General features: G+C 51.9%; 17 protein-coding genes. 13 read left to right on the top strand and 4 right to left on the bottom strand.

What is annotated here, in order from left to right:
• Together PEL01S_RS07940 and PEL01S_RS07935 are read left to right on the top strand one after the other, a co-directional pair.
• Positions 1 to 2,429: S-layer homology domain-containing protein (locus PEL01S_RS07940; RefSeq protein ID WP_164824257.1), on the top strand; the 2,429-nt coding region annotated here is incomplete at its 5' end.
• 152 nt (positions 2,430 to 2,581) lie between these two features.
• Positions 2,582 to 7,231 (top strand): helix-turn-helix transcriptional regulator, encoded by a 4,650-nt coding sequence (locus tag PEL01S_RS07935; RefSeq protein ID WP_204343643.1) that lies wholly within the window; start codon positions 2,582 to 2,584, stop codon positions 7,229 to 7,231.
• 69 nt (positions 7,232 to 7,300) lie between these two features.
• Here PEL01S_RS07935 and PEL01S_RS07930 read toward each other — a convergent pair whose 3' ends face one another.
• On the bottom strand, positions 7,301 to 7,924 hold the full coding sequence (locus PEL01S_RS07930) for an ester cyclase (RefSeq protein WP_127459949.1): 624 nt from the start codon (positions 7,922 to 7,924) through the stop codon (positions 7,301 to 7,303).
• A 257-nt stretch (positions 7,925 to 8,181) separates the two neighbouring features.
• Between PEL01S_RS07930 and PEL01S_RS07925 the strand changes: the two genes are divergently transcribed.
• From PEL01S_RS07925 to PEL01S_RS07910, 4 genes are all read left to right on the top strand, one after another.
• Positions 8,182 to 8,919, top strand: a complete 738-nt coding sequence (locus tag PEL01S_RS07925; protein WP_127459948.1) for an MBL fold metallo-hydrolase — start codon at positions 8,182 to 8,184, stop codon at positions 8,917 to 8,919.
• A gap of 159 nt (positions 8,920 to 9,078) precedes the next feature.
• On the top strand, positions 9,079 to 9,633 hold the full coding sequence (locus PEL01S_RS07920; RefSeq protein ID WP_127459947.1) for a MarR family winged helix-turn-helix transcriptional regulator: 555 nt from the start codon (positions 9,079 to 9,081) through the stop codon (positions 9,631 to 9,633).
• A 62-nt stretch (positions 9,634 to 9,695) separates the two neighbouring features.
• Positions 9,696 to 11,456: an ABC transporter ATP-binding protein gene (locus tag PEL01S_RS07915; protein WP_127459946.1), complete on the top strand. Its 1,761-nt coding sequence runs from the start codon at positions 9,696 to 9,698 to the stop codon at positions 11,454 to 11,456.
• A gap of 48 nt (positions 11,457 to 11,504) precedes the next feature.
• The gene (locus PEL01S_RS07910) at positions 11,505 to 12,719 is read left to right on the top strand and encodes an MFS transporter (RefSeq protein ID WP_127459945.1); all 1,215 of its coding nucleotides are present in this window, start codon (positions 11,505 to 11,507) and stop codon (positions 12,717 to 12,719) included.
• A gap of 97 nt (positions 12,720 to 12,816) precedes the next feature.
• On the opposite strand, the gene PEL01S_RS07905 is transcribed toward PEL01S_RS07910, so the two are convergent.
• Complete coding sequence (locus PEL01S_RS07905; protein WP_127459944.1) at positions 12,817 to 13,764, bottom strand: DMT family transporter; 948 nt, start codon at positions 13,762 to 13,764, stop codon at positions 12,817 to 12,819.
• A 159-nt stretch (positions 13,765 to 13,923) separates the two neighbouring features.
• Between PEL01S_RS07905 and PEL01S_RS07900 the strand changes: the two genes are divergently transcribed.
• From PEL01S_RS07900 to ant(6), 3 genes are all read left to right on the top strand, one after another.
• Positions 13,924 to 15,264, top strand: coding sequence for an aminotransferase-like domain-containing protein (locus tag PEL01S_RS07900; RefSeq protein ID WP_127459943.1), 1,341 nt, complete (start codon positions 13,924 to 13,926; stop codon positions 15,262 to 15,264).
• Positions 15,265 to 15,444: 180 nt separating this feature from the next.
• A complete protein-coding gene (locus tag PEL01S_RS07895) occupies positions 15,445 to 16,251 on the top strand; it encodes an oxalate:formate antiporter (RefSeq protein ID WP_127459942.1) in 807 nt (268 codons plus the stop codon).
• 3 nt (positions 16,252 to 16,254) lie between these two features.
• Positions 16,255 to 17,118, top strand: a complete 864-nt coding sequence (gene ant(6), locus PEL01S_RS07890; protein ID WP_127459941.1) for an aminoglycoside 6-adenylyltransferase — start codon at positions 16,255 to 16,257, stop codon at positions 17,116 to 17,118.
• Positions 17,119 to 17,304: 186 nt separating this feature from the next.
• On the opposite strand, the gene PEL01S_RS07885 is transcribed toward ant(6), so the two are convergent.
• Both PEL01S_RS07885 and PEL01S_RS07880 read right to left on the bottom strand, forming a co-directional pair.
• Positions 17,305 to 18,360, bottom strand: coding sequence for a DUF4179 domain-containing protein (locus PEL01S_RS07885; RefSeq protein ID WP_127459940.1), 1,056 nt, complete (start codon positions 18,358 to 18,360; stop codon positions 17,305 to 17,307).
• Entirely contained in the window at positions 18,353 to 18,856 is a 504-nt protein-coding gene (locus PEL01S_RS07880; RefSeq protein ID WP_127459939.1) for an RNA polymerase sigma factor, read from the bottom strand. Before PEL01S_RS07880 ends, PEL01S_RS07885 begins: the two co-directional genes overlap by 8 nt.
• A 169-nt stretch (positions 18,857 to 19,025) precedes the next feature.
• Between PEL01S_RS07880 and PEL01S_RS07875 the strand changes: the two genes are divergently transcribed.
• The 4 genes from PEL01S_RS07875 (at position 19,026) to rpiA (ending at position 23,357) form a co-directional block, all read left to right on the top strand.
• Positions 19,026 to 19,484: a hypothetical protein gene (locus PEL01S_RS07875; protein ID WP_063182904.1), complete on the top strand. Its 459-nt coding sequence runs from the start codon at positions 19,026 to 19,028 to the stop codon at positions 19,482 to 19,484.
• Between the two features lie 1,246 nt (positions 19,485 to 20,730).
• Complete coding sequence (locus PEL01S_RS07865) at positions 20,731 to 21,816, top strand: LLM class flavin-dependent oxidoreductase (protein WP_127459938.1); 1,086 nt, start codon at positions 20,731 to 20,733, stop codon at positions 21,814 to 21,816.
• 171 nt (positions 21,817 to 21,987) lie between these two features.
• Complete coding sequence (locus tag PEL01S_RS07860; RefSeq protein ID WP_127459937.1) at positions 21,988 to 22,587, top strand: nitroreductase family protein; 600 nt, start codon at positions 21,988 to 21,990, stop codon at positions 22,585 to 22,587.
• Between the two features lie 95 nt (positions 22,588 to 22,682).
• Positions 22,683 to 23,357 (top strand): ribose-5-phosphate isomerase RpiA, encoded by a 675-nt coding sequence (gene rpiA / locus PEL01S_RS07855; RefSeq protein ID WP_127459936.1) that lies wholly within the window; start codon positions 22,683 to 22,685, stop codon positions 23,355 to 23,357.
• The last annotated feature ends 279 nt before the right edge of the window (positions 23,358 to 23,636 follow it).

The raw sequence follows: 23,636 nt of genomic DNA, 5'->3' as shown, positions 1-23,636 counted from the left end.
TCAGCGTGAAGCTGAAGGACGCGCAGGGAAGTGCTTTGACGAGCGGAGGCGCGGCGGTTGCGATCACGTCGACGTTAGGGACGGTTAGCGTTGTGACGGATAACCAAAATGGCACCTACACGGCGACGCTGACGGCGCCGACGACGGTAGGGACCGCGACGATCAGCGCGACGGTCGGTGGCGCCGCGATTGCACAGACCGCGAGCGTTCAGCTTCTTCCTGGTCAGGTGAGTACATTCCGCTCAACGGTGGCCGCGAGCGATCTCGTCGTACGAGCGGATGGCCATAGCAAAGCCTCCATCTTCGTGAAGCTCAAGGACGATTACGATCATCCGCTCCCCGGAAAACGGGTGATGCTTCAAGCCACAGGCGGACGATCCGTTATCGATCAAGTTTACGGGTTAACCGATCAGGACGGTCTGGCCACCTTTGCGGTGAGCAATACGGCGGCAGAGAACGTGACTTATTCCGCCAAGGATGAAGCAAGCGGTCTATTGCTGGACCAAACCGTAAGCATTACGTTTACGTACGACCAACCGCCGAATATCAAGCTGCAGGCGGACCCTGTCGCCCCGACCTTCGGGAGCGTGACCGTTACCGTAACGGCGTCGGTATACGGCCAGTTTAATCGCGTTTCTTCGATCAAGTGGGCAGCTGGAAGTCGTGCCGTCACGTATTTTGACAAGCAAGGCACGGAAATTGCGGATCACCGTTTTACAGTACAAGAAAACGGGATGTATTCGGTCTTTGTGGCAGATACTGCCGGCAATGCGAACGTCAGCTTGATCGAGGTGAAGAACATCGTTCCAATGAGCGGCAATGCGGATTTGGCCAGCTGGCAGCTCACAGGTTTGGGTGGGACGGTGAAGTTCGATTTTAACCCGGGGATCGCGCATTATACGGTAGATGTCAGTCATGCGGTATATGGTTTGAAAATGACGCTGATCCCTTCGGATGTATATTCTGCCGTTTATGTGAACGGATCGCAGGTAACCGGCAATGGGATGACCAGCGAATATTCCCTTGCGCCGGGGAAAAGCACGTTCGAGGTCAAGGTCAAAGCGCAGAACGGCTCCGCTAAAACGTATACGCTTAGCGTGATTCGATCGGCGGCAAGCACGGACTCCGGTTCCGATTCCAGCTCAGGCTCTACGAGCCCTTCGAGTGCGGCAAACTCACCGAGCCAGCCGGCACCAAGCAATTCGCTGGCGATTTGGATCAATAATCAAAAGGTGTCCGGAATTGCCACACTTCAAGTCGATGCCAACGGAGCGAAGTCTGTCGAGGCTGTATTGGATGCGGATACGATAAAGAAGGTTCTTGATTCGCTATCCGCTGTGGGTAGAACGAATCTGACGATTTCAATTGAGGATGAGGCGGGCAAAGTGGCGCTGCGGATTCCCGGTAAAGCAGTCACCCTCCTCGCCGAGAAGGCGGATGCTCTTACTTTGAAAACCCGACAGGGCCAATATCGTCTGCCTCTGGCTGAATTAACGCGTCAGGAGTCCGATTGGACGAACGACGCGGAAGCTCAACTGACGATCGACAAGGGCAAAGCGATATCGGGATTGCGGGATGCGGCGAATAAGGGCGGCTTCCATTTGGCCGCTGACCCGGTTCATTTTACCGTTCAAGTGGTTCGTCATGGGGAGAAACGAGAGATTTCCGGCTTCAGCCGTTATGTGGAAAGAATCCTTTACCTCCCTAAGGATTTCGCCGGAAAGGCTTCTACGGTCGTCGTGTGGGACGGGAAGCTCGGTGCGCGTCCGGTGCCGACGAAATTTACCAAAGTCGACGGGCAGCAGGCCGCCGTCATCCACAGTCTCACGAACAGCGCCTACGTGCCGGTATCCAAAACGTCCAATTTAACGGATATTCAAGGGCACTGGGCGGCTGCTGAAATAGGCGGCATGAACAGCCGGATGATCGTCCATGGCGTAGATGAAAGCCGATTCGCTCCTGAAGCGGAGATTACCCGTGCCGAGCTGGCCGCATTGCTTGCAAGAGCGATGGGGCTTCCGAAAGCCGGAGATCAAGCGGGTTTCCGGGACGTAAGCGAAACGAGCTGGTACAGCGGAGCCGTAGCGGCTGCGAAAGCATACGGCATTATGGATGGCTTCGGGGACGGTACCTTCGGGCCCGACCGGAAGGTATCGCGGCAAGAGGCGATCGTCACGCTCGTACGGGCGCTGCGGCTGGCAGATGCCAATTCGGCGGCAAGCCATGGCGCAGGGCAAGCGGATCTCACCGTTTACGCCGACCGCGATCAGATTGGCGGCTGGGCGAGCGACGCGATCCGGACCGCCATTGATGCAGGATTGGTGAACGGGTATGGAGATGAGCTGCGTCCGCAAAAGTCATTAACGCGTGCCGAGACGGCGGTGCTCATTTACCGGATGCTGCTACAAGCGGGATTCATCGATGGATAAGCAGATGAAGAGACGGGCCGACGGGCTCGTCTCTTTTATGCGTTTGGAAAGTTCGCCCTTCCCCTTGCCTATCTGCAGAAGATGGGGGTTGACTTGCTTCAGCAGAGGTTTCTAAAATAAGGTTATTAAGGAGTACGCTAGGGGTGTCGGACATGAATCCTAATCTGGAATTCCAAGTGATAGACATAGTGAGCGAAGACAGCCGCATGAGGCTGTACCGGGGGATTCTCTTAGATTACGATCCGTTGAACCCAGTACTTATCCGAACGGCCAAAAGCGAAGAAGGAGATGCTGCCGAGCAAGGTCTTCTTCGTCGTGAATTCGAGATCATCGAAAATTTACAAGTAGACGGTATCGTGAAGCCCATTGCTTTGCGGACATTCGGGAGTTCGCTCGCACTGGTGCTTGCAGACGACGGGAGAATCTCTTTAAGGGAGTATTTGAGCAGGAGCAGCGGCCTCGATCAGGGCACCTTTGTTCAACTGGCCTGCGCGATCGCTTCCATCGTCAAGGAGCTTCATCACCGCCATATTGTTCATCTGGATCTGCGGCCAGACCATATTCTGATTCATCCGGATACGCTGGACGTGTCTCTGACCGGCTTAGGCCACGCTCAGCACATGGTCATGGACAATCCGCTTCGTCCGGATGACTCGCACTTTTTCACCGACCGGCTCCCGTACATTTCCCCCGAGCATACCGGCAGAATGCCGCGGCAGGTTGACGAACGAAGCGATCTGTATGCTTTGGGGGTTCTATTTTACGAGATGCTGGCGGGGCAATTGCCGTATAAAGCTGCAGAGCCGCTAGAGTGGATTCACGCCCATTTGGCGCAAGCGCCGCTGCCGCTCATCCATCCGAGTCAGACCATGGATTCGACGGTTATTGCTATCGTGATGAAGCTGCTGGAAAAAAACGCGGAAAACCGTTATCCCGACGCCGATGCGTTACTAGCCGATCTGAGCAAAATCGGAGAGATGTACGAGCCGTTCAGGATGAAAGACGTGCTGTATGGCAGAGAAGACGAGATTTCGCTATTGTCCCAAGCTTTCCAATCGACCTGCTTCGGATCGACGGAAATCGTGTATGTCTCGGGTCCGGCGGGAATTGGAAAAACAAGTCTGTTGGAAGAAGTGTTTCTCCGGCAGAAACCGCATTTGAGGGGGACGTTCTATATCACGGGGAAGTTCGAGCAAATTTCCAAGGAAAGCCCGTATTACCCGATTATTCAAGCTTTCCGCGGGCTGCTGCGCCATCTGCTGGGAGAAAGCTCGGATCGGGTTGAAGCATGGCGAAGCAAGCTTCGCGACGCCTTAAGCTCGAACGAAGCGATTATTGCCACGATCCTTCCCGAAGTCAAGCTGCTGATTGGCGATTTCGCAGCCGCCGAAGAGCTGCCCCCGGATGAAGCCAAAAAGCGGTTTATTTATGCATTTCGCAAATTTGTTCAAGCCTTGGCCTCGAAAGAGCATCCGCTCGTCCTGTTTATTGACGACTTGCAGTGGGCCGATACTTCCTCGCTGCAGTTGATTCATTCGCTTCTGTGCGACCCGGAAAGCCAGTATTTGATGTTTGTCGGCGCTTATCGCGACACAGACCCGGAGCCGAAGAAGCTTCCGGGGTATGAGGAGGACGGAAGTGTGACCGAAGAGGTCGCGGTCCGCCATATCCCTCTGCGCGCGTTGACCTTGGAACAAATGAATCCGATTGTGATGGACGCGCTACACTGCGACGCCGATGAAGCCTTGCCTCTCACCGAAGTGTTGTACCACAAATCCGGAGGCAATCCGTTTCATCTCAAGCAAATGTTTCAACGCTTCCAGGATGACGGGCTCTTGCGCTACAGTCACGAGGACAGGCGCTGGCACTGGAGCCTGGGACAAATTATCGAACGCCAGCCGTTCTTTACGGTTCATGAGCTGATGGAGCATAAGCTGCTTCGCATCTCCGGCGAGGCTCAGGAGCTGCTGCGGATTGCGGCGTGCACGGGCAGCGAGTTTCAAGCTTCTTTTATTGCGAAGGTTTCGGAACAGCCGGTGGAGACCGTTGGATCGGTGCTGTCTTCGGCTCTCGATGAAGGCTTAATTGCGTCGTCCGGACCGGACCGTTTTCGCTTCCTGCACGACAACTTCCAGAAAATGTTATACAACCGAATGGATGACGATACGCGGCAGCGCACGCATCTTTCGATCGGCAGATGGCTGAGAGACCTGAACGGGGAGCAGTCCGAAGACTTTTTCACGGCTGTCCACCATCTCAATATCGGTTCGGGCGTCATCGAAGACCGGCAAGAAACGGTTCGGTTGATGGAGATGAATCTCGTTGCCGGGAAACGGGCCAAGGCGTCGACAGCCTTCGATATCGCATTGGTTTTCTTTAGAAAAGGGGCAGCCTTGCTCGGTGCCGGGGATTGGGATCGGCATTATGCGTTGTGCTTCGAGCTGCACGCGGAGCGGGCTGAATGCGAGTATTTGTGCGGGAACCATGAGGATACGATACAATTGGTCGACCAACTGCTGCTTCAGACGCGCAATCCCATCGAACGGGCCAGAGTATGGATGATTCGGATCACGCAATGCATTAACTTAGGCAAATACCAAGAAGCTACGGTTCTCGGCTTGCAGGGCTTGAAAGAGTTCCGGATCGACATCGCGCCAGCTCCGTCGAAGGCCGCCGTTTTTTCGGAGCTTTTGCGGGTGGAGCTATGGCTCCGGCGTCACGATAAACGGCTTGCTTTCCTGCCGGAAATGACGGATAAAGAACGAGTGGCTGCCATCCATATGATTTTTGCGATCATGGCTTCTACTTTTTTTACCAATAAGAACGTGTTTTTTCAGCTCCTATGTCAAGCGATTCGATTGTTGTTGAAATACGGGAATACCCCTTTTTCTGCCGCCATTTACTCGATGTACGGTATGATTTTGGGAATTGCGCTAGGGAGGTATGAGAAAGGCTACGAGATGGCCAAGGTCGGTCTGGAGCTGTCCGAGCGCTACAATGTGACTTCAATCAAAGGGATCACGCATATGATTTTCGGAGGGGTGCTCTGCCAGTTCGTAGGAAGCGCGGACGAAGGAGACGCATACTTGGAAAAAGCGCTTCGTTTCAGCATGGAGTCGGGCGATTACGTGTATTCGAGTTATTCGATGGGCGCGCATATCAATTCTTTGTACACGAGAGCTTCCCTGGACACGTTGTCCAAGAAGATAACGGAATATTTGGCCGTGCTGGCGGAAACGAAGGATGAGTTTGTGCTGCAAAATTTTCACCTGTACCGGCAATTTATATTGGCGCTGCAAGGGGAAACGGCAGAGCCCTGTTCGTTTAACGACCAAGATTTTGAGGAAGAACGGTTCCTGAAGCACATTCATTCCGAAGAGACCTTCTCGACGACTTTGTTTCAATACAACACGTACAAGACGCAATTATGCTACTTCAACGGCAAGTTCGACGAAGCCGCGCAGTGGGCGCAGCAAGCGGAGAAATTCGCCACGTATGCCACCCATCTGCCTCATCTGCCGGAATGTTTGTTCTATGAGGCGCTTGCGCTGCTGTCCGATCCCGGTATACTGCAAAGCGGGAACAATAAGGTGAAACGTGTGAAACAAATTGCCCGCCAATTTAAAACCTGGGTAAGATGGAGTCCGGATAATTTCTCGTCGAAGCTATGTCTAATTGAAGCGGAATGGGCCAAGGTCACAGGACGTTACGCGGCAGCCGAGGCGATGTATGACAAAGCGATTCGGGGAGCCAGAGAGCAGGGGAATATCCAAATGGAGAGCGTAGCCTGCGAATTGGCGGCCAATTATTACGCAAGTCAGGGAAGAGTGAAGATCGCCTTCTTTTATTGGCAGGCTGCCGTGGAAGGCTACAAGCAATGGGGAATCCGTGGAAAAGCCCGGCTTTTGGAGGAGCGGCTTCACACGCTGCGCGGTACTGGGAAGGCTGAAAGCGTGCTGTCCGACGAGCAGCCGTTCTTTAGCAGTTCTACGGCAGCGGAACCTGCTCCGCCTGACCGCGGCATCCGCCAGGAGGTTCAGGCCGCGGAGCGGATGGATCTGGTCGCCATTCTCAAAGCGACGCAAGCCATCGCGGACAAGATGGATCTGGACGCTGTCCTGGTGGAAATTATGAGCACCTTGATGAAATATGCCGGAGCGCAAAAAGGTGCGCTGCTTACGGAATCCCATGGCGAGCTGGTTGTTCGGGTCTATGCGGATGACGAAGTGAACATCTTCGGCACGCTTACGCCATTGGAGGATAACGAGCTGTTGCCGAGCGGTATTGCGCGTTATGTTTCCAGAACGAAGGAATCGGTCCATTATACCGGGACGGAGGACAGCTGGCTGCTGCACAATCCGTACCTGCTGAAGCATCGGCCCAAATCCGCCTTATGTATGCCGGTGACCGTTCACGGGGCGTCGGTCGGGGTGCTTTATCTTGAAAATACGCTCGTGGCAGGCGTGTTTTCCCCGGAGAGGATCAGCATCTTTCATGCCATAGCCGCGCAGAGCTTGTATATTTGCGAGCTGCTGCGGTCGCTGGGCCAATTCGATAGCGAGCCGGAGAATGGGAAGGGGAGTCCAAGAACGCCGCACCCGATGGAGGAGCCTCTGACAGAGCGTGAGATGGAGGTGCTCGCTTTACTGGCCACGGGATTGACGAATAAAGAGATTGCGGAGCAGTTAGTTGTGGCGGTTGGTACGGTGAAGGTTCATGTGAAAAATATTTTCACGAAGCTCAAGGTTAACCGGCGGACCAAAGCGATCGCTCAGGCCAAGGAGCTGCAATTGCTTGATTGAGTCGGCTTGAACTTATAAAGACTGGAAAATCCTCAGCTTCACGCAGGCCGATTTCCCAGTCTTTTTACATTAATTTTCGGGCACGACGCCAAGCTGCTGCATAAGCGTTAAATTGTCTTCCAAGTGCCAGTCTTCAACGAGCTTCCCGTCCTTGATGCGCAGCACATCGATCGCCATGAATTGAATGGGCTTGCCGGTCGGCGTTTTGCCCAAGAACTCGCCTTTATGCGTGCCGGTGAAGGAAAGACGGGCGGTTACTTTGTCTCCGATGACCAATAAATCTTCAATTTTGCACTGCAAGTCGGGAACGGCTTTGCGAAAATTGCGGGAGGCGAAGGACAAGCCATCCGGCCCTTGAGGCCGCCCCTTGGGCAGCGTGTTGTCGGTAAAGCCGGATGCGACCGCTTGCGAAAGGAACTCCTCATTGCCAGTATTCCAGAACGCGTAGAAGCGCTGAGCGGTCTGCACCATTGCCGTAGCTTCTTTGGTATCCAACGACGGGTCGATCGTCATCGTAACCGGCTGAGGGAGATCCTTCAACAGCTGAATGTCTTTTTTGGCCGGCGCTTCGGCGGCTTTCGATTCATAATCGGCCGGTTTCGTAATGCTCCCGCACGCCGCCGTCAGCAGCACGGTACCGATGATGATCGTCATACCTGCGATCGATGAAATTGATTTTTTTTGGGCTAACATGAAATATTTCCTCCAAATCATAAATTGATGTGCGGACTCTACAGCGATATTATATATACACAAACTTTATTTAGGGAAGTAGTGATATTAATTTCATATAGTTTCCCAAAATGAATTAATGTGATATGACTGGGTTATCGGAGAAATTCATATTACTGTGATGACAACAATAGGTGACAACGAAAAGGACCATCTGGTAAGATGTACCTGCGCTGTCGGCCAGAGGGGAACGCAAAATATTGAATCTGGAGGTAAATATGAACCATTGTCATTTGCTCGATATCGAGTTTGAGTACAGCGGACAAAAGCAAACGATTACCCCGGTGCTGCTTCAAGACGAAAAAGATGTTATTCTTGTCGATTGCGGGTATCCGGATTTTGTGCCTCTTCTTGAGCAAGCGGTCATCGGCTGCGGCCTTCGGCTCGATTCGATTACGAAGCTGATTGTGACGCATCACGATATGGACCATATGGGTCCGCTGGCCGCGTTGAAGCGGGCTTTCCCTCGGATTGAGATCATCGCGCACGAGGCGGAAGCGCCGTATATCGCCGGGACGAAGAAGTCGCTCAGGCTGGAGCAGGCCGAATCGACGCTTGACGTCCTGCCGGAAGATGCGAAGCCGCAAGCGGAGCAGTTTATTCGCTTCCTGCAGTCGATCGAGCCGGCTGCCGTCGAACGGACGGTTGTCGATCGGGAGCGACTGCCATGGTGCGGCGGGATCGAGATCGTGCACACGCCCGGTCATATGCCCGGGCATATTTCGCTGTATCTTCCCGAGAGCCGGACGCTGATCGCCGGGGACGCCGTCGTCATCGAGCAGGGGAAGCTGGACATCGCGAATCCGCAATTCACGTTAGATTTGGAGGAGGCCGTTCGTTCCGTGCGGCGGTTGCTTGATTACGACGTGGAGCGGCTTATTTGCTATCATGGCGGATGGTTCCAGGGCGATGCGAAGCAAGCGCTGCGGCAGCTCGTTCACGAATATACGTCTTAGTGGGGCCATGCGCCCCCGACTTTCCAGCCCGTAAAGATGCTTTGAACAACGCCGCAGTGACATAGCCCGAAGTTTAAGGCTTGCAGGACGGTGCAAAATAAGTTATAGTCATAGTTAGATAGTCTAACTATTTTGGATGCAACGTTGAAGGGTGATGGCATGGAACGAAAAACGGGGAATGAATGCACGGCGGATCAACAGCTGCCTGCGCTGGGTATCGACCCCTATTTGGAACTTATGGACAAAACGGCAGCTCAAGATGCGGACCGCAAATCGATTCGGATGGGACTGGTCATGCTGTGGCTTAGCGACAACATCCTCGACGTGATGGACGTCGATTTGGCTCCTTTTGGCATTACCGAGAGCAAGCTGGATATGTTATTGCTGCTTATGCTGCATGAAGGCAGAGAGCTTATTACGCCTTCCGGTATCGCAGACCGGCTTGGAATCCGCCGCGCTTCCGTCACGGCTCTATTGGATTGGCTGGAGAAACGAGGCTGGGTTTCCCGCGAACAAAGCGCTAAGGATCGCCGCATGATTCATGTCAGCATTACGCCGGAAGGCCGGGCCTTGGTGAACCAAGTACTGCCGACCTTTTGGTCGACCTGCGCTTCACTGCTCGGCGATTTGGATGCCGAGGAACGCAGCGTATTCGAGAAGATCCTGGGCAAGCTGCATCGAAGCATCGAGACAAAAATAGGCGTAGGGAGATAATTTTTTTTAGAATAATAGTTAGATAGTCTTACTATATTGAAAAAGGAAATTCAGGTGATGCCATGAAGGGACGGAAACAATTTGCGGAAATGTTCAAGGAGCTGCTTGCGCAAGCGAGCGGGCAATGGCCTTTAATCCTGCTTGCGGGTGCGGCGATTGTCGGGATTTCTGTTCTTGAATTTTGGATTCCCCAATTCACTAAAGTCGTCATCGACCAGCTCATACCCGACCGGCGATACGATGCGCTGCTTGAGATAGGGAGCTGCATTGTCGGCGCTGCGTTATTGCTGGGAGCTTTTCGCTTTTGCAGCAGCTACATGATGACGCTTGTTAGTCAAAGGGCCATTCTGCGGCTGCGGAATAAGCTGTACCGGCATACCTTGAGCCTGGACTTGAAGTTTTTCGAGCGCAATCGTACCGGCGATCTCATGACCAGGCTCACCGGCGATGTCAACCAGCTGCAGGAATTGGTGTCTGCCGATACGTTATCCATCGCGGCTGATTTTTTCACCTTTATCGCGGTATGCGGTTATTTGCTCTATGTCGATTGGGAGCTGGCGCTTCTGCTGATGGGCACGTTCCCCTTCCTGTTCTATACGTCGCGGTTTTTCAGCCGCCGCATCAAGTCGGCTTATCGGACGGTACGCCAGTCCTCTGCCGAGCTGAGCAATCATCTTCAGGATACGCTGTCCGGAATCCGGATGATTAAATCCTTCGCGAACGAGCACGAGGAGGCACAGAGGTTCGCCGGGTGGAGCGAGCAGAACCGGAACGCTACCGTGGCGGCTTCACGGTTGTCGGCTTTGTTCTCTCCGATCATCGACGTGCTGAATTCCATCGGAATGGCCCTCGTGCTGCTATTCGGGGCATGGCAGGTAATGCGCGGACGGCTTACCGTTGGCGACATCGTAGCCTTTCTCGCTTACCTGCGCCTGCTGCAAGGCCCGATTCGGTCCTTCAGCCGCATGGTCAGCCGAATTCAACAATCGGCCGCGGCTTACGAACGAATTCACGAAGTGTTGATGACCTTGCCGGAGGTCCGCAACAAAGACAATGCGGTTGCTTTACCGGTGATCCAAGGGGATATTTTCTTCGATGATGTGGATTTCGCGTATGAAGCGAATGTGCCGGTTCTGCAAAATTTTCATTTGCGAATCCGTGCCAACCAAGTGACGGCGCTGGTCGGCTCGTCCGGCTCGGGCAAATCGACCGTCGCTCATTTGATCGCCCGTTTATACGATGTGCAGAAAGGGGTGATTTTCATCGACGGTCATCCGCTGGACGAAGTCACCCTGGAGTCACTTCGTCGGCAAATCGGCATCGTATCCCAGGATGTGATCCTGCTGAACGGCACCATCCGGGACAATATCGCCTACGGCAAGCCGGACGCGTCTCCCGAAGAGATCGAAGCGGCGGCGAGAGCGGCGAATGCGCAGGAGTTTATCGAGGCTTTTCCCGACGGTTACGATACGTTGATCGGGGAAAGGGGCGTCAAGCTGTCGGGCGGTCAGAAGCAGCGGTTGTCGATTGCCCGGGCGCTGCTGAAAAATCCGCGCTTGATCATTCTGGACGAAGCGACGGCGGCGCTCGACACGGAATCCGAGCAGCTGATTCAAAAGGCTCTTTCCCGGCTGCTTCCCGGGCGGACCTGCCTGGTCATCGCGCACCGCCTGTCCACGATTCAGCATGCGGACCGGATTGTCGTTTTGGAAAAAGGGCAGGTTGTGGAAACAGGCACGCATGAAGCCTTGCTTCGACGCTCGGGCCGCTACAAGACCTTGTACGATATGCAGTTTCCGCAAACGGCCGTCGAGACGGCTTGATCCTGATTTATTTAAAATTCAAGATTCGAAATTCGAAAGAGGTGCTTTATGTTGCAATTAGAGAATTCATCCCTTCCTAAGCGAAACTATTCTTTGATGACGGCGGTGCTGTGCTGGTCCGGCATGGCGGTGATGTCGAGCCTGTACGTCACCATTCCTCTCATTTCCTTATTCGCCGATCTGTTCGGCATTACGCCGACCCAAGCAGCGGCTGCGGGAAGCGTATTTTCCCTCGGTTTTGCGGTCGGCTGCCTAATTTATGGCGCGTTGTCTGACAAATACGGCCGCAAAAAGGTCATCGTGATCGGACTTATGGCGTTAACGATCATCTCGCTGCTGCTCGGCGTGATCGACAGCTTCTTCTGGCTCCTTGTGCTGAGAGGATTGCAAGGCGCTGCAGCAGCTACATTCTCGCCGGTGGCGCTTGCTTATGCGGTGGAAATGTTCCCCGCGGAAAAACGGGTGACGACAATCGGATTTATCAGCACGGGCTTCCTGGTTGCCGGAATCGCAGGGCAGGTCGTCAGCGGTTTAATTACCCAGCAATACGGGTGGAATGCGGTATTTTATGTGCTCGCCGGAGCCTATGCCGTGACGGCGTTTCTCGTTATCCGGTTGCTGCCGAAAGGGGAGATTCAACAGGCGCACGCCAACATCTGGGAGCCGTTGAAGCAAATCGGCAGCGTATTTTCGCAGAAATACCTTCTCCTCAGCTATGCTGTCGCTCTGGTGCTGCTCATGTCGTTTGTCAGCATGTACACGGTGTTAGGCAGCTACTTGAGCGGACCGGACTTCGGGCTGACCAAGCAGGAAGTTTTGTATGTGCGCTCCATCGGCGTGATCGGCATGCTGCTGTCTCCTTTGTCCGGGCGTTTGGCCAAACGTTATGGCGTTCGTGCCGTTCTGCGCGGCGGACTGCTGCTGGCGATGGCGGGCCTCGCTTCGTTGGGGCTTCTGTCCAGCCTGCCCCTGCTGGTTATTCTGAGCCTGGTCTTTGTGGCGGGCATTGCGCTCTCCGTGCCGGCGCTGGTTTCGCTCGTCGGCCAATTGGGAGGCAAATCGCGCGGGATTGCGGTTTCGGTCTACACGTTTATTTTATTTGCCGGAACAAGTCTAGGACCTCTCATCTCCATTCGTTTTATGGAAACCGGCAGCTATGGGCTGACCTTCGTGCTGCTGGCGCTTATTCTGGGTATCGGCTTGCTGGCTGCATTGCTCATTCGCCGGGAAACGCCCGAGGAGCCGGCGGCAGTTAAGCAGTAAGAGCTTCCCGCAGGCCGCCGGGCGATCTCAAGCTAAAGTAGCGAAAACAGCCAATCCTCCGGAAGATCAGGGGCTGGCTGTTTTTTGGCATATTGGTTCACGCTTCCGCACGTTTCGTACGAATCCCTTGCGGCGCCGTCTTTTTCCGCCCCAAAAGGTTCGTTCCGAGGACCCCGGCAATAATCAGGACCGACCCGATCAGATGGTACACCGTCACCTCTTCCCCAAGAAACAGAGCCCCGGACGCGATCGAGACGATGGTCGCCAGATTGCTGAACACGCTCATTTTCGAAGCTTCCATCTTGGACAAAATGTAGTTGGCCGTCAGGGCGGTGACGAGCGAGGAGATCACGCCCAAATAAAAGATCGAGACGAGAAAGGTTCCGCTAGCCAGCGGCGCGACAAATTGGTCAAGCGTTCCGGCGGACGCATGGCTGGCAAGCGACACGATCAGAAACACGACGAAGCCGACGCCGAGCATAAAATACGTGATTTCCGCAGGGCTGAACTGCTTCGAGAGCGAACGGGCCAGCACGCTATATCCGGCAAAAGCGACGCACGTCAGGAACAGCAGGAAGATCCCGGTCATGTTCGACAAGTCGATGCGGCTTCCTTTCATGACGAAGATGAAGACGACGCCGAAGACCGACAGGAAGATCGACAGCTTCTGCAGCATGCTCGTCGCTTCCTTCAAAAATACCGCGGCGAGCACCATCGTTACGACCGGGGTGAACGCATATAGAATGCCGCCCTCGGCCGAGGTGGCGTGCTGCAGCCCGAACGCTTGCAGCGTGAAGAAGCCGAGCGGGTACATCGTGGCCAGCAGCAGCGCCTTCCCCAGCGGCTTGCCGCGGTAGGTCAGCTTGACCCAGCCCAGCGCGACCGGGATTGACATAACCGCAAACGATGCGGCGAAACGGAACGTCAGCGTGTCGAGCGGGTGCGCGTGCTCGAGCGCGATTTTGGTAAACAGAAACGAGAATCCGATAATCGCCGCATTCAGTATGGCGAATACATAAGCAAGCTTTAATCCGTTTTGGTTCATGGGGGACAACCTTCTTTCCTGGACAGTCGGGTGCGCGTTCGTTAACCCGTTACTTATAAGGTAAGGCCAATAGGGAAGCTGGACAATGTCATTTTGTTGCTACTGTATCGGTACAGTTGATCGGATTCGTGTATAATAAGAGGAGCAAGGGGGCGGATTATGAAAAAGTTTGTCGCGATCTTATCCGATATGGAGCATAAAATCCGGGAGGGCTACTTCGGTCCCGGCCGGAAGCTGCCGTCCGTCCGCAGCGCCGCGGAAGAGTACGGCTGCAGCATCAGCACGATTATCCGGGCTTATGCGGAGCTGGAAAAGCGCCACGCGATCTATTCGGTCCCGCAAAGCGGCTATTATGTGGTCGAGAAGTCGGGAGACTGGCGCAGCGAGACGGTCAGCGAAACGATTGATTTTGCTTCGGCGTCGCCGGATTTGGACGTGTTTCCGTATTTGGATTTCCAGCATTGTCTGAACAAGGCGATCGATACGTATAAATACCATCTGTTTACTTACGGCGATTCGCACGGGCTGGAGACGCTGCGCCAGACGCTCGTTTCCCATTTGGCTGGCGATCAGGTGTTTGCCAAGGCGGAGCGGATTCTCATCAGCTCGGGCGCGCAGCAGGTGCTGGAAATTTTGGCGAAGATGCCGTTTCCGAACGGAAAGTCGACCATTCTGGTCGAGCAGCCGAGTTACGATCTGTATTTGCGCTATTTGGAGGCGGAGGACATTCCGGTTCGCGGCATCGCGCGGACGGCGAAGGGGATCGATCTGCAGGAGCTGGAGGAGCAGTTCCGCAGCGGCGGCATCAAATTTTTTTACACGATGTCGAGATACCACAATCCGCTTGGCACCTCGTACAGCGCGGAGGAGCGGAAGGCGATCGCCCGTCTGGCCGGCAAATACGACGTGTACGTCGTGGAGGACGATTATATGGCGGACCTCGGCGCCGAGCGGTTCGACCCGATTCACGCTTATGATCGGAGCTCGCACGTCGTTTATTTGAAAAGCTTCTCCAAAATCATTTTTCCCGGCCTGAGGCTCGGAGCCGTCGTGCTGCCGGAGCGGCTGCTGAAGACGTACCAGAAGTACAAACATTACCCCGACACCTCGCTGCTCTCCCAGGCGGCACTCGAAATTTACATCAAGAACGGCATGTACGAGCGGCACAAGCACAAAATCTACGGCTTGTACGAGGAGCGGATGCGCGAGTTGAACGAGGCACTGCGGCGGCATAACGAAGCGGGGCTGATCGAAGCCGCGGACGTCCGCTACGGCGTCTATGTCCAGTTCAAGCTGCCGCGGACGGTTAATATCGAGCGTCTGATGAAGCGGCTTGCAGAGAGGAAGGTCAGCGTCGTTTCCGGCAAGCCGTTCTATTTGGCGGATTACGCGGAGCGGGAGAAGTTTATCCGCATCAGCGTTTCGCGGGCGCAGCGGGAGCGGATCGGCGAAGGGGTTCGGGCCATCGTTGAGGAGGTGCGGCGGGGGAACAGGTGGTAGAGCGACTGGGGCGGAGCTGCATGGCCCGCAGGAGATACGAAAAACAAAGCGGCTTCAGACAAACAGGTCTGAGCTGCTTTAGCATGAAGGAATTTGAGATGACAAGTTGATTTTGACAAGAGGTTTGCAAAGTGATATTCTGGCGAAATGCCCAAATTACTGGTAGGAGTGTTTTGAATCATGCTTCTCCGATATGAACATTTTATCGAGACCGTTAAAATGAAATTGATTGAAGATCATCGCATCATCGGGCTCCTTGGGGGCGGTTCCATGATAACGGGTGCCATGGATGAGTACAGTGATTTGGATCTTATCGTGGTATATCATCCTGATTATCGGGACGAAATCATGCAGCAACGTATACATATGGCGGAGAGCCTGGGTACCGTGCTGTCGGTTTTGACCGGCGAACATGTCGGAGAGCCGAAGCTGGTCATCTGCTTATATGATGGTTCCGTGCCGCTTCATGTCGATTACAAGTTTTTGATGCCCAAGGAGCTGGAAGAACGAATTGAGGACCCTGTCATTCTTTGGGAAAGGGGGACGGAAATCCGGGGTATACTTCGCAGTACAGTGCCTTGCTACCCGCACCCCGATCCTCAATGGATCGAAGACCGGTTTTGGATATGGATTCATAGCGGAGCAGCGAAACTGGGGAGAGGTGAGTTGTTTGAAGTGATCGATATTCTTTGCTGCATACGCAGCGCTGTACTGGGGCCGTTGATTTTGGCCGAAAACGGACGGCTCCCCAATGGTACGAGAAGAATCGAGCAATTAGCGGTCGGCGCGGTTGAGGAGTTGAAACAAACTGTGCCTTCTTATCATTTGGAAAGTTGTTACCAAGCCTTGCAATCGTCTATTCTTTTATATCGACGTCTTCGTCTTTCTTCCGATCGTTTGGTGCATCAAACGAAAGCCGAGCAAGTTGCCGTTGCCTATCTCGATAACGTTTACGCATCAGCCGACTCTACGAAAATGGAGGATTAAATCGTGAAAGATGAACAAGAAATGATGGAGATTCTTGTCGGTCTGGCCGCAAATGATAGCAGAATCAGATTGGTTACATTGGAAGGTTCCCGTACGAACCCCAATATCCCCTCCGATCCGTTTCAAGATTTTGATATTGCTTATTTTGTAACAGATATGGATTCTTTTAAAGCAAACGATGAATGGCTAACAAGTTTCGGAAAACGGGCTATGATGCAAAAACCCGAAGCTATGGAACTTTTTCCATCTGAATTAGGCAATTGGTTTTCGTACATTATTCTATTCGAAGACGGCAATAAGCTGGACCTTACCCTTATTCCGCTAAACGAAGTGGACGATTATTTTGAACAAAGCGACGGCTTGGTTAAGATCTTGCTCGATAAGGACGGGATCGTTAAACATAAAGTCATCGCAAACGACCGTCAATACTGGATCAAAAAACCGACCGCACAAGAGTTCGATGATTGCTGCAACGAATTTTGGATGACATCAACTTATGTGGTGAAAGGGCTGGCAAGAAAGGAAATACTTTTCGCAGTCGATCACTTGAATGAAATTGTTCGTCCGAATTTGTTAAGAATGATGTCCTGGGAAATCGGCTCCAAGCTTGGCTATTCCTTTAGCGTAGGGAAGAATTACAAATTTATCGACCGTTACCTCCCGGCGGATAGTTGGGAAGATTTGCTTGCTACCTGCTCCGGTAATAGTTATCCCAATATGTGGAAATCATTGTTCATCTGTTACGAGTTATTCAGAAAATACTCTAAGGCTGTAACGAAGACTCTGGCATATCCATATCCGGACTACGATCAGGTCATCACCCTGTATACGGAAAATATTTATCGATATCACAATGAGGCAGGATAAATAAATATTCAATGCAAATGAGCTTCCGGTGAGGAAGCTTATTTGCATATGCGTGATTTTCGTATCGGGGATGCGGCCGACTTGGCCCCGGCCGGTTCATAGGGAAGCGTCAAATAACCCTCAGCGCGTATAGCCAAGCCAGGCACGCATGAGTGCATTTGACGCTTACTTTAATGTAGCGGAGATTCAGTCTTTAATCGGAAATTCTTTACCGAAAAATACGACAGACGCGATTTCCTTATCATTGATAAGATTTTTGAAGGATTTGGTCGTGGTCATTTGGCCGGTCATTAAATCCTTTATAGTTGAACCGGTTAAAAGGTTTGTCGTTTCTGAGGTGCCGTCTTTGTAGTTTATCGTGATTGGGAAGTGATCCAAATAGGCGCCTTCACCATCTTCTTGCCTCAAACCGAGAGTGAAATTGTTGATTTCTTCCAAGTAATTGCTGTCAATCTTTAAAGTTATTGAAATGGGCGAAATCGAGATCGTTTTGAAAACGGCCTTATACCCATACAGGGTGATGTCTTGATCCATCTGATAAAGACGAGAAGTATCCTTGAAATCCAGCTTAAGCGCTGTTCCCCAAGAACCCGGTATAACTGTTTCAAAATTTTTCGTAAGCGGATTGACTGCTTGTAAATTTTCGACTGAGAAATCAAAGATTTTGCCTTTGCCTGCTATGGAATTGTCGGTCCCGATACTCAAAACCAAGCTAATTTTATTGTCATTAGGATTGCCATCGTCTAGCACTTGGAACTCGTAACTACTCCAGAATTTATCACGTCCCGCCCCATCATAGGTAAGATGGGGAAACTCAAAACGGTATCCTTCCGCATTTAACACCGTGCCTTTCGGAGCCGTAAAGTCCATTAGGATATAGGTCGTATTACTGTCGCCGATCGCTTGCTTAATGGTAAGCGTTCCATTTTCGTTTTCCACTTGCTTGTTAATCACATAAGCGCCATTTGACAAATATTGTGCCTGCTCCTGATTTACCGGCTTCAGAAATTTTAAAAATGCTTCATCCAATCCCATATATGCCGCTGCCAAAGCAGTTGAGGTTAAACAGCCAATCAGTATGGCACACAGAATGGCAGGTCTCCAACGTTTCACGGGAGCAAGCTCTCTCCGTCTTTTATTTTCATTCCGGCTCTTTATTAAAATGCTCTGAAACATTTTTTCTTTTTGCTCCGTGTGTGGCGTAAGTGCTTCAAATAGCCGATTGATATGCTTGTCACTCAAGATAATTCCCTCCCAGGTCCATTTTAAGGAGTTTTCGGCCTCTGGAAAGCTGCGTTTGGATCGTGCTTTCCTTGTGTCCTACCATCTCTGATATTTCTCTTACCGAGTACTCCTCGAAATAGTAAAGATACAACACGGTTTTGTATTTTTCGGGTAGTGAAAGCAGTCTGGCAAGCACCTTCCCTGATGATTCATGACCGTTCCAAGAAGGAACTTCCGGTAAAGTGTCTAAAGCCACACGGCGGATTCTCCACCAATTTTTTAAAATGTCCTTGCAGTAATTTCGGGTAGTTACCGTCAACCACGCCTTTTCATGCTCATGATCATTAAAAATCATTTGAGATTGGATGAGCTTTATAAATACAGATTGAACAGCGTCTTCTGCATCAACAGGGTTTTTCAAATAGATATAGCACAACCTATAAACTAGATCTGCATGCCGTTGATAGAGTTCAGCCAATTCTTTATCCGTACGCGCTAAAGAATTGCTTTCCATGTTTTCGCCTCCTACATACAACACGATCGGTAACTCGAAAATATCCCATTCAGGGTTAAATTTTTTTATTTCACCTAATGGCATTCAAAGGGCATGGGATATTGTGGTAGTATTGTTTTATATTTTCAGGGAAGATTGGTTAATTTGAGTGGAAGCGGAGGAAAACAGAATGAATAAAAAATTCGCTTTAATAGCAACTGCTTTGTGCTGTGTAGTTGCACTCGGCGTTATCGGTACTTCTGCAATCGCAAAGGTTGATCCGTCCGCGAAACTGGCAAAATTAGCGGAGCTTGAAGCTGAATTTGCTGCTAAACAGAAAAAGTTCAATGCGATGCCGAATCAAACCAAAGAGGAACAGGACGCCGTCGTTGCAGAAGGAAAAAGACTCAAACAGCTCGATATCGAGAAAGAAAAATTAAGGCGAGAAACGGACCCGGATGATGAAGCTCATTTCTTAGTGCAATTGGATTCGTGCATTCTCGGTATGGGCACGGGAGTAGTCGAGCTGAAAGCACGCGCGGAAAGAGAACAAAATCCGGAGTTTTTAAAACAAGCCGAAGAGATCAAAAAAGAAATTGAAAGGTTCAAAAAAGAAAAGCAAGCCTATCTAAACGGGAAAAAACAGTAAAAGAATTACGTAAAGAGCTAGATATCCCAGTAGATAATCTGTAAACAAAAATTTCCGCGAAAAAGACGCCTCTTGTTCGAAATCCTTGCGGTAAGGGCCAATGAATAGGGTACTGATGCTCGAAGATCCACAATTATAATTTTCGAAAGGGGGGATCAACATAAAGAACAGTAAGTTACGTTTGGTTTGGATTATTCCACAAATATTTTTGACCTTATTAGATATCGCTCTTTTTATGTTCATATTTATAAAATGGGAAGAGCTCCAAGGTGTAAGAATTATGTACCTCATTATTTCATTTTTGCTATCAGCGGTAATCATTCTGGGAGTTGTCACCATAAGAAAGTGGATAATCCAAGGGAAAATGTAATGTGGAGCGGCGATATTGATTTTCTGGAACAATACAAAAACGGCTTTTGTGCATTCAGAGATGCAGGCTTTTTTCTCTATTTACGGAAAGAGAAAATCATTAGGATAATAGCAACTCCAATTAATATGAAAAGTATCAGCACCAAAATAATGTTGTACCAGTTTCGCCTTGGGTGATTTTTTTGTGGAACAAGATTGCGGCAAGAGTTACGCATATCAGTAATGCATATGTATGTAGATCCCGCACGACACTGAACTAAGGGCAGAAGAAATGACGATATGGATTCAAATGTTAATTCATTCACCCTGCCCGTTAGCACAACGAGGCTGCTGATTTGATATGGTTTCTAATATAAAGTGGGAACGGGAGGACATGAAACGGATCTGATCAATCTTGGATCTATTCCATAATATGACCAGAATCGCCCATTCCAACGATAGCCTGAAACTTCTCCATACTCAACCCGAGTCGGGTAAAACCAGAAGCTGTCACCGTTCCATAACCAGACATAGGTGTATTGATGTACGCAGTCAATAATATAAGAGGTAGCAGGTTCTTCTGGGACGAATGGAGGAGGGGGGGACGAAGGCATATATGCCATTAGACTTCACTCCTTATGAAGGGGTATCGGTGTTTCTATAAGTGATAAGGCATCTTATGCAGGAGCCCACCCACTTGCTAATTGCTCGAATCACTCAACTTGCAGCTGAGAAGGATTTTCCGTTAATGGAAGATCCCGAGGCACGCTGTACAGCTATGATGTTTATACATAGTAAATTAATTGGAATAGTAAGAAAAAATCATTGTCGGTTCACTGGTCGTATGGTAACATTTTCATAAATCAATGGTTTCGTTGCAGCGAAGGAGGCCGCGTGAATGAAATTTGTTTTGTCCAGCCTTGTGGTGAATCTCCCCAACGCCGTGACGGGGGAAGCTTTGACGGCGCAGCAGAAATTTCAGAACGTGCTGAAGCAAGCGATGCTCGCGGAGGAGCTCGGCTTCGACGCTTATGGCGTGGGCGAGCGGCATGGCGCCCCGTTCCTGTCCTCCTCGCCGCCGGTGATTCTGGGCGCTATCGCGGCCAGAACCTCGCGAATCCGCCTATTGACCACCGTGACCGTCCTGAGCGTGCTTGACCCGGTGCGTGTGGCCGAGGACTACGCTACGCTCGACCACCTCTCGGGCGGCCGGCTGGAGCTGATCATCGGCAAGGGTAACGATCCCCGGCACTATCCGCTCTTCGGCATCACCGAGGAGGAGCAGTGGGAATCGCTATCGGAACGGTATGCTCTGCTCAAGCGATTATGGAACGAAGAGAACGTTACCTGGCAGGGCCGCTATCGCCCGTTGCTGGACAACGTGACCACACAGCCCAGACCTCTCCAGCAGCCTATTCCCGTATGGCACGGCAGCGCATCGAGCACGATCTCCACCGAATTGGCCGCAAAATACGGCGAGCCGATCTTCTCGTCCAATACGTTTCATCCCCAAGGCAAGTATAAAGCGCTAATCGATCATTACCGTGAACGCTGGGCCTATTATGGCCGCGATCCGAAGGACGCCGTCGTCGGTGCAGGCGCAGGCAGCTTGTATTTGGCGAACACCTCCGAGGAGGCGGTCAGACGCTTTCGCCCTTACTACGACGCTTTTATCTCCACAGCAGCAGCCCAGCATAACCAATCGCCCTTCCGGGATCTGGAGGATAACATCAAGAACGGCCCCGTTCTGGTCGGCAGCGCTGACTTCGTGATAGAGAAGATTCTGAATTACCATCAAGCTTACGGACATCAGGTGCTCAGTATCAGTGTCGACGGATTGACGGAAGCGGAGCAGCGCGAGCAGATGGAACGGTTCGCGTCCGATGTAGCCCCGGAGCTGCGGCGCGAGATTCCAAGCACCGTATGGGAAAGCAAACCTGCGGCGCCACAGCAGGAGGGCATACTTTCGGTTCATCAGGCATAGAACGACAGCGGAAGCGGGGCACCGCAGATGGTAGAGTGCGGTTTACGGATGGGGCAGAACGGTTAAGGAAGCTTATTGAGACAAAAGTCAACGAATAAAGGCGATAGGTTTTCGGGAAGCTTGTAAGAGGTGTAAAGCTAATACCCAATTTGCGACAGGAGATGTGGAACAGTGGCAAATGAATTTCTAACCTTGGCAGAGAAAAGGCGAACCATCTACACATTAAGCAAAGAATCGACCGTTCCGGACGATAAAATCCGGGAAATCGTCTATGAAGCGGTGAAGCACACGCCTTCCTCCTTCAACTCGCAAAGCGCACGGGCGGTTGTTTTGTTCGGAAAGCATCATGATAAGCTGTGGGAGATTACGACGCAGGTGCTGAAGGCGATTGTGCCGGAAGATCAGTTTGCCTCGACCCAGAAGCGCATGGACGGGTTCCGGGCCGCCTACGGCACCATTCTGTACTTCGAAGATATGGCCGTGATCGAAGAGCTGCAAGCTAAGTTCCCCACCTATCAGGAGCGGTTCCCGATCTGGTCCCAGCAATCGTCGGGCATGCTTCAGTATGTCATCTGGACCGCGCTGGCGAACGAAGGTTTGGGGGCATCGCTGCAGCATTACAATCCTCTGATCGACGAGCAGGTGAGAGCGGAATGGAGCCTGCCGGAGACGTGGGAGCTTATCGCCCAGATGCCGTTCGGCAAGCCTACGGCGCCTCCTGGCGACAAGGAGTTTAAACCGTTGGAAGAGCGTGTTAAAATTTTTACTTAAAGAGTCTACCAGCAGCAGCGGACCGGTGAGGAGGTTAGGTCCTGCCGGTCTACCGGCTGCAGGGGGAAAAGTCTGCACGATCGGGGGCCATGAATATGGATGCAAAAAAAGCAGCCGGCGAGAAAGCGGCGGAGTACATAAGCGATGAGATGAGAATCGGCCTTGGAACCGGATCGACGGTATATTGGACCATCGTCAGGCTCGGCGAGCTGGTTAAGGAAGGGCTGCGGATCGAGGCTGTGCCGACGTCCGTCCAGACCGAAAAGCTGGCGCGTGAGGCGGGGATTCCTCTTCTTCCGCTTGCCCGGCTGCAAGTTCCGTTGGATCTGACCGTGGACGGTGCGGACGAGGTCAGTCCGAAGGATGAGCTGATCAAGGGCGGGGGAGGAGCTTTGCTGCGGGAGAAAATGATTGCGTCATTTTCGGACCGCTTCATTGTCGTCGTTGATCATTCCAAATGCGTGCCCGAATTGGGCCGGTTTCCGCTTCCCGTTGAAGTCGTGCCGTTCGGTTGGGAGATAACAAGCAAGCAACTGAGGCAAATGGGCTGCGAACCGGTTCTGCGAATGAGGGACGGGGCTCCCTTCGTGACGGATAACGGAAATTACGTGATCGACTGCCGGTTTGGGTCGATTCCGAATCCCGGCGAATTGACTGTGGAGCTGAACAAGCTGCCCGGAGTCGTGGAGAACGGGTTGTTCGTCAACATGGCGGATCTGATCGTGGTAGGGCATCCGAACGGGACGGTCAGGACGAAGTCCGGAACCTGATTTTTTTCTAAATTGACTATTGACACGGATCGTAAAATGATTTATCTTTAAATCAAGATAATTAAATTAAAGATATCCGCAAGGAGGAGTTCAGGGTGCACAAACGATAGCGAACAAAAGTACCGAGCGATGGGGGAAAGTATTGACCGTGTGGTAGGGAAGCAAGGCGGCTTGCTTGGCATAAAGGTGAAGGCTTGGAAGGATAAGGCCGCGAGCAATGCGGCATTTGGCTGTGAGACATAAGGTCGTAAAATAAATAAAGCCGTGAATGTAGCGCCG

Origin of the sequence: Paenibacillus elgii NBRC 100335 (assembly GCF_004000865.1) — a bacterium.
Lineage (GTDB): Bacteria > Bacillota > Bacilli > Paenibacillales > NBRC-103111 > Paenibacillus_G > Paenibacillus_G elgii.
The sequence above is the reverse complement of the archived record's forward strand: the minus strand, read 5'-3'. Positions and strand labels throughout refer to the sequence as shown.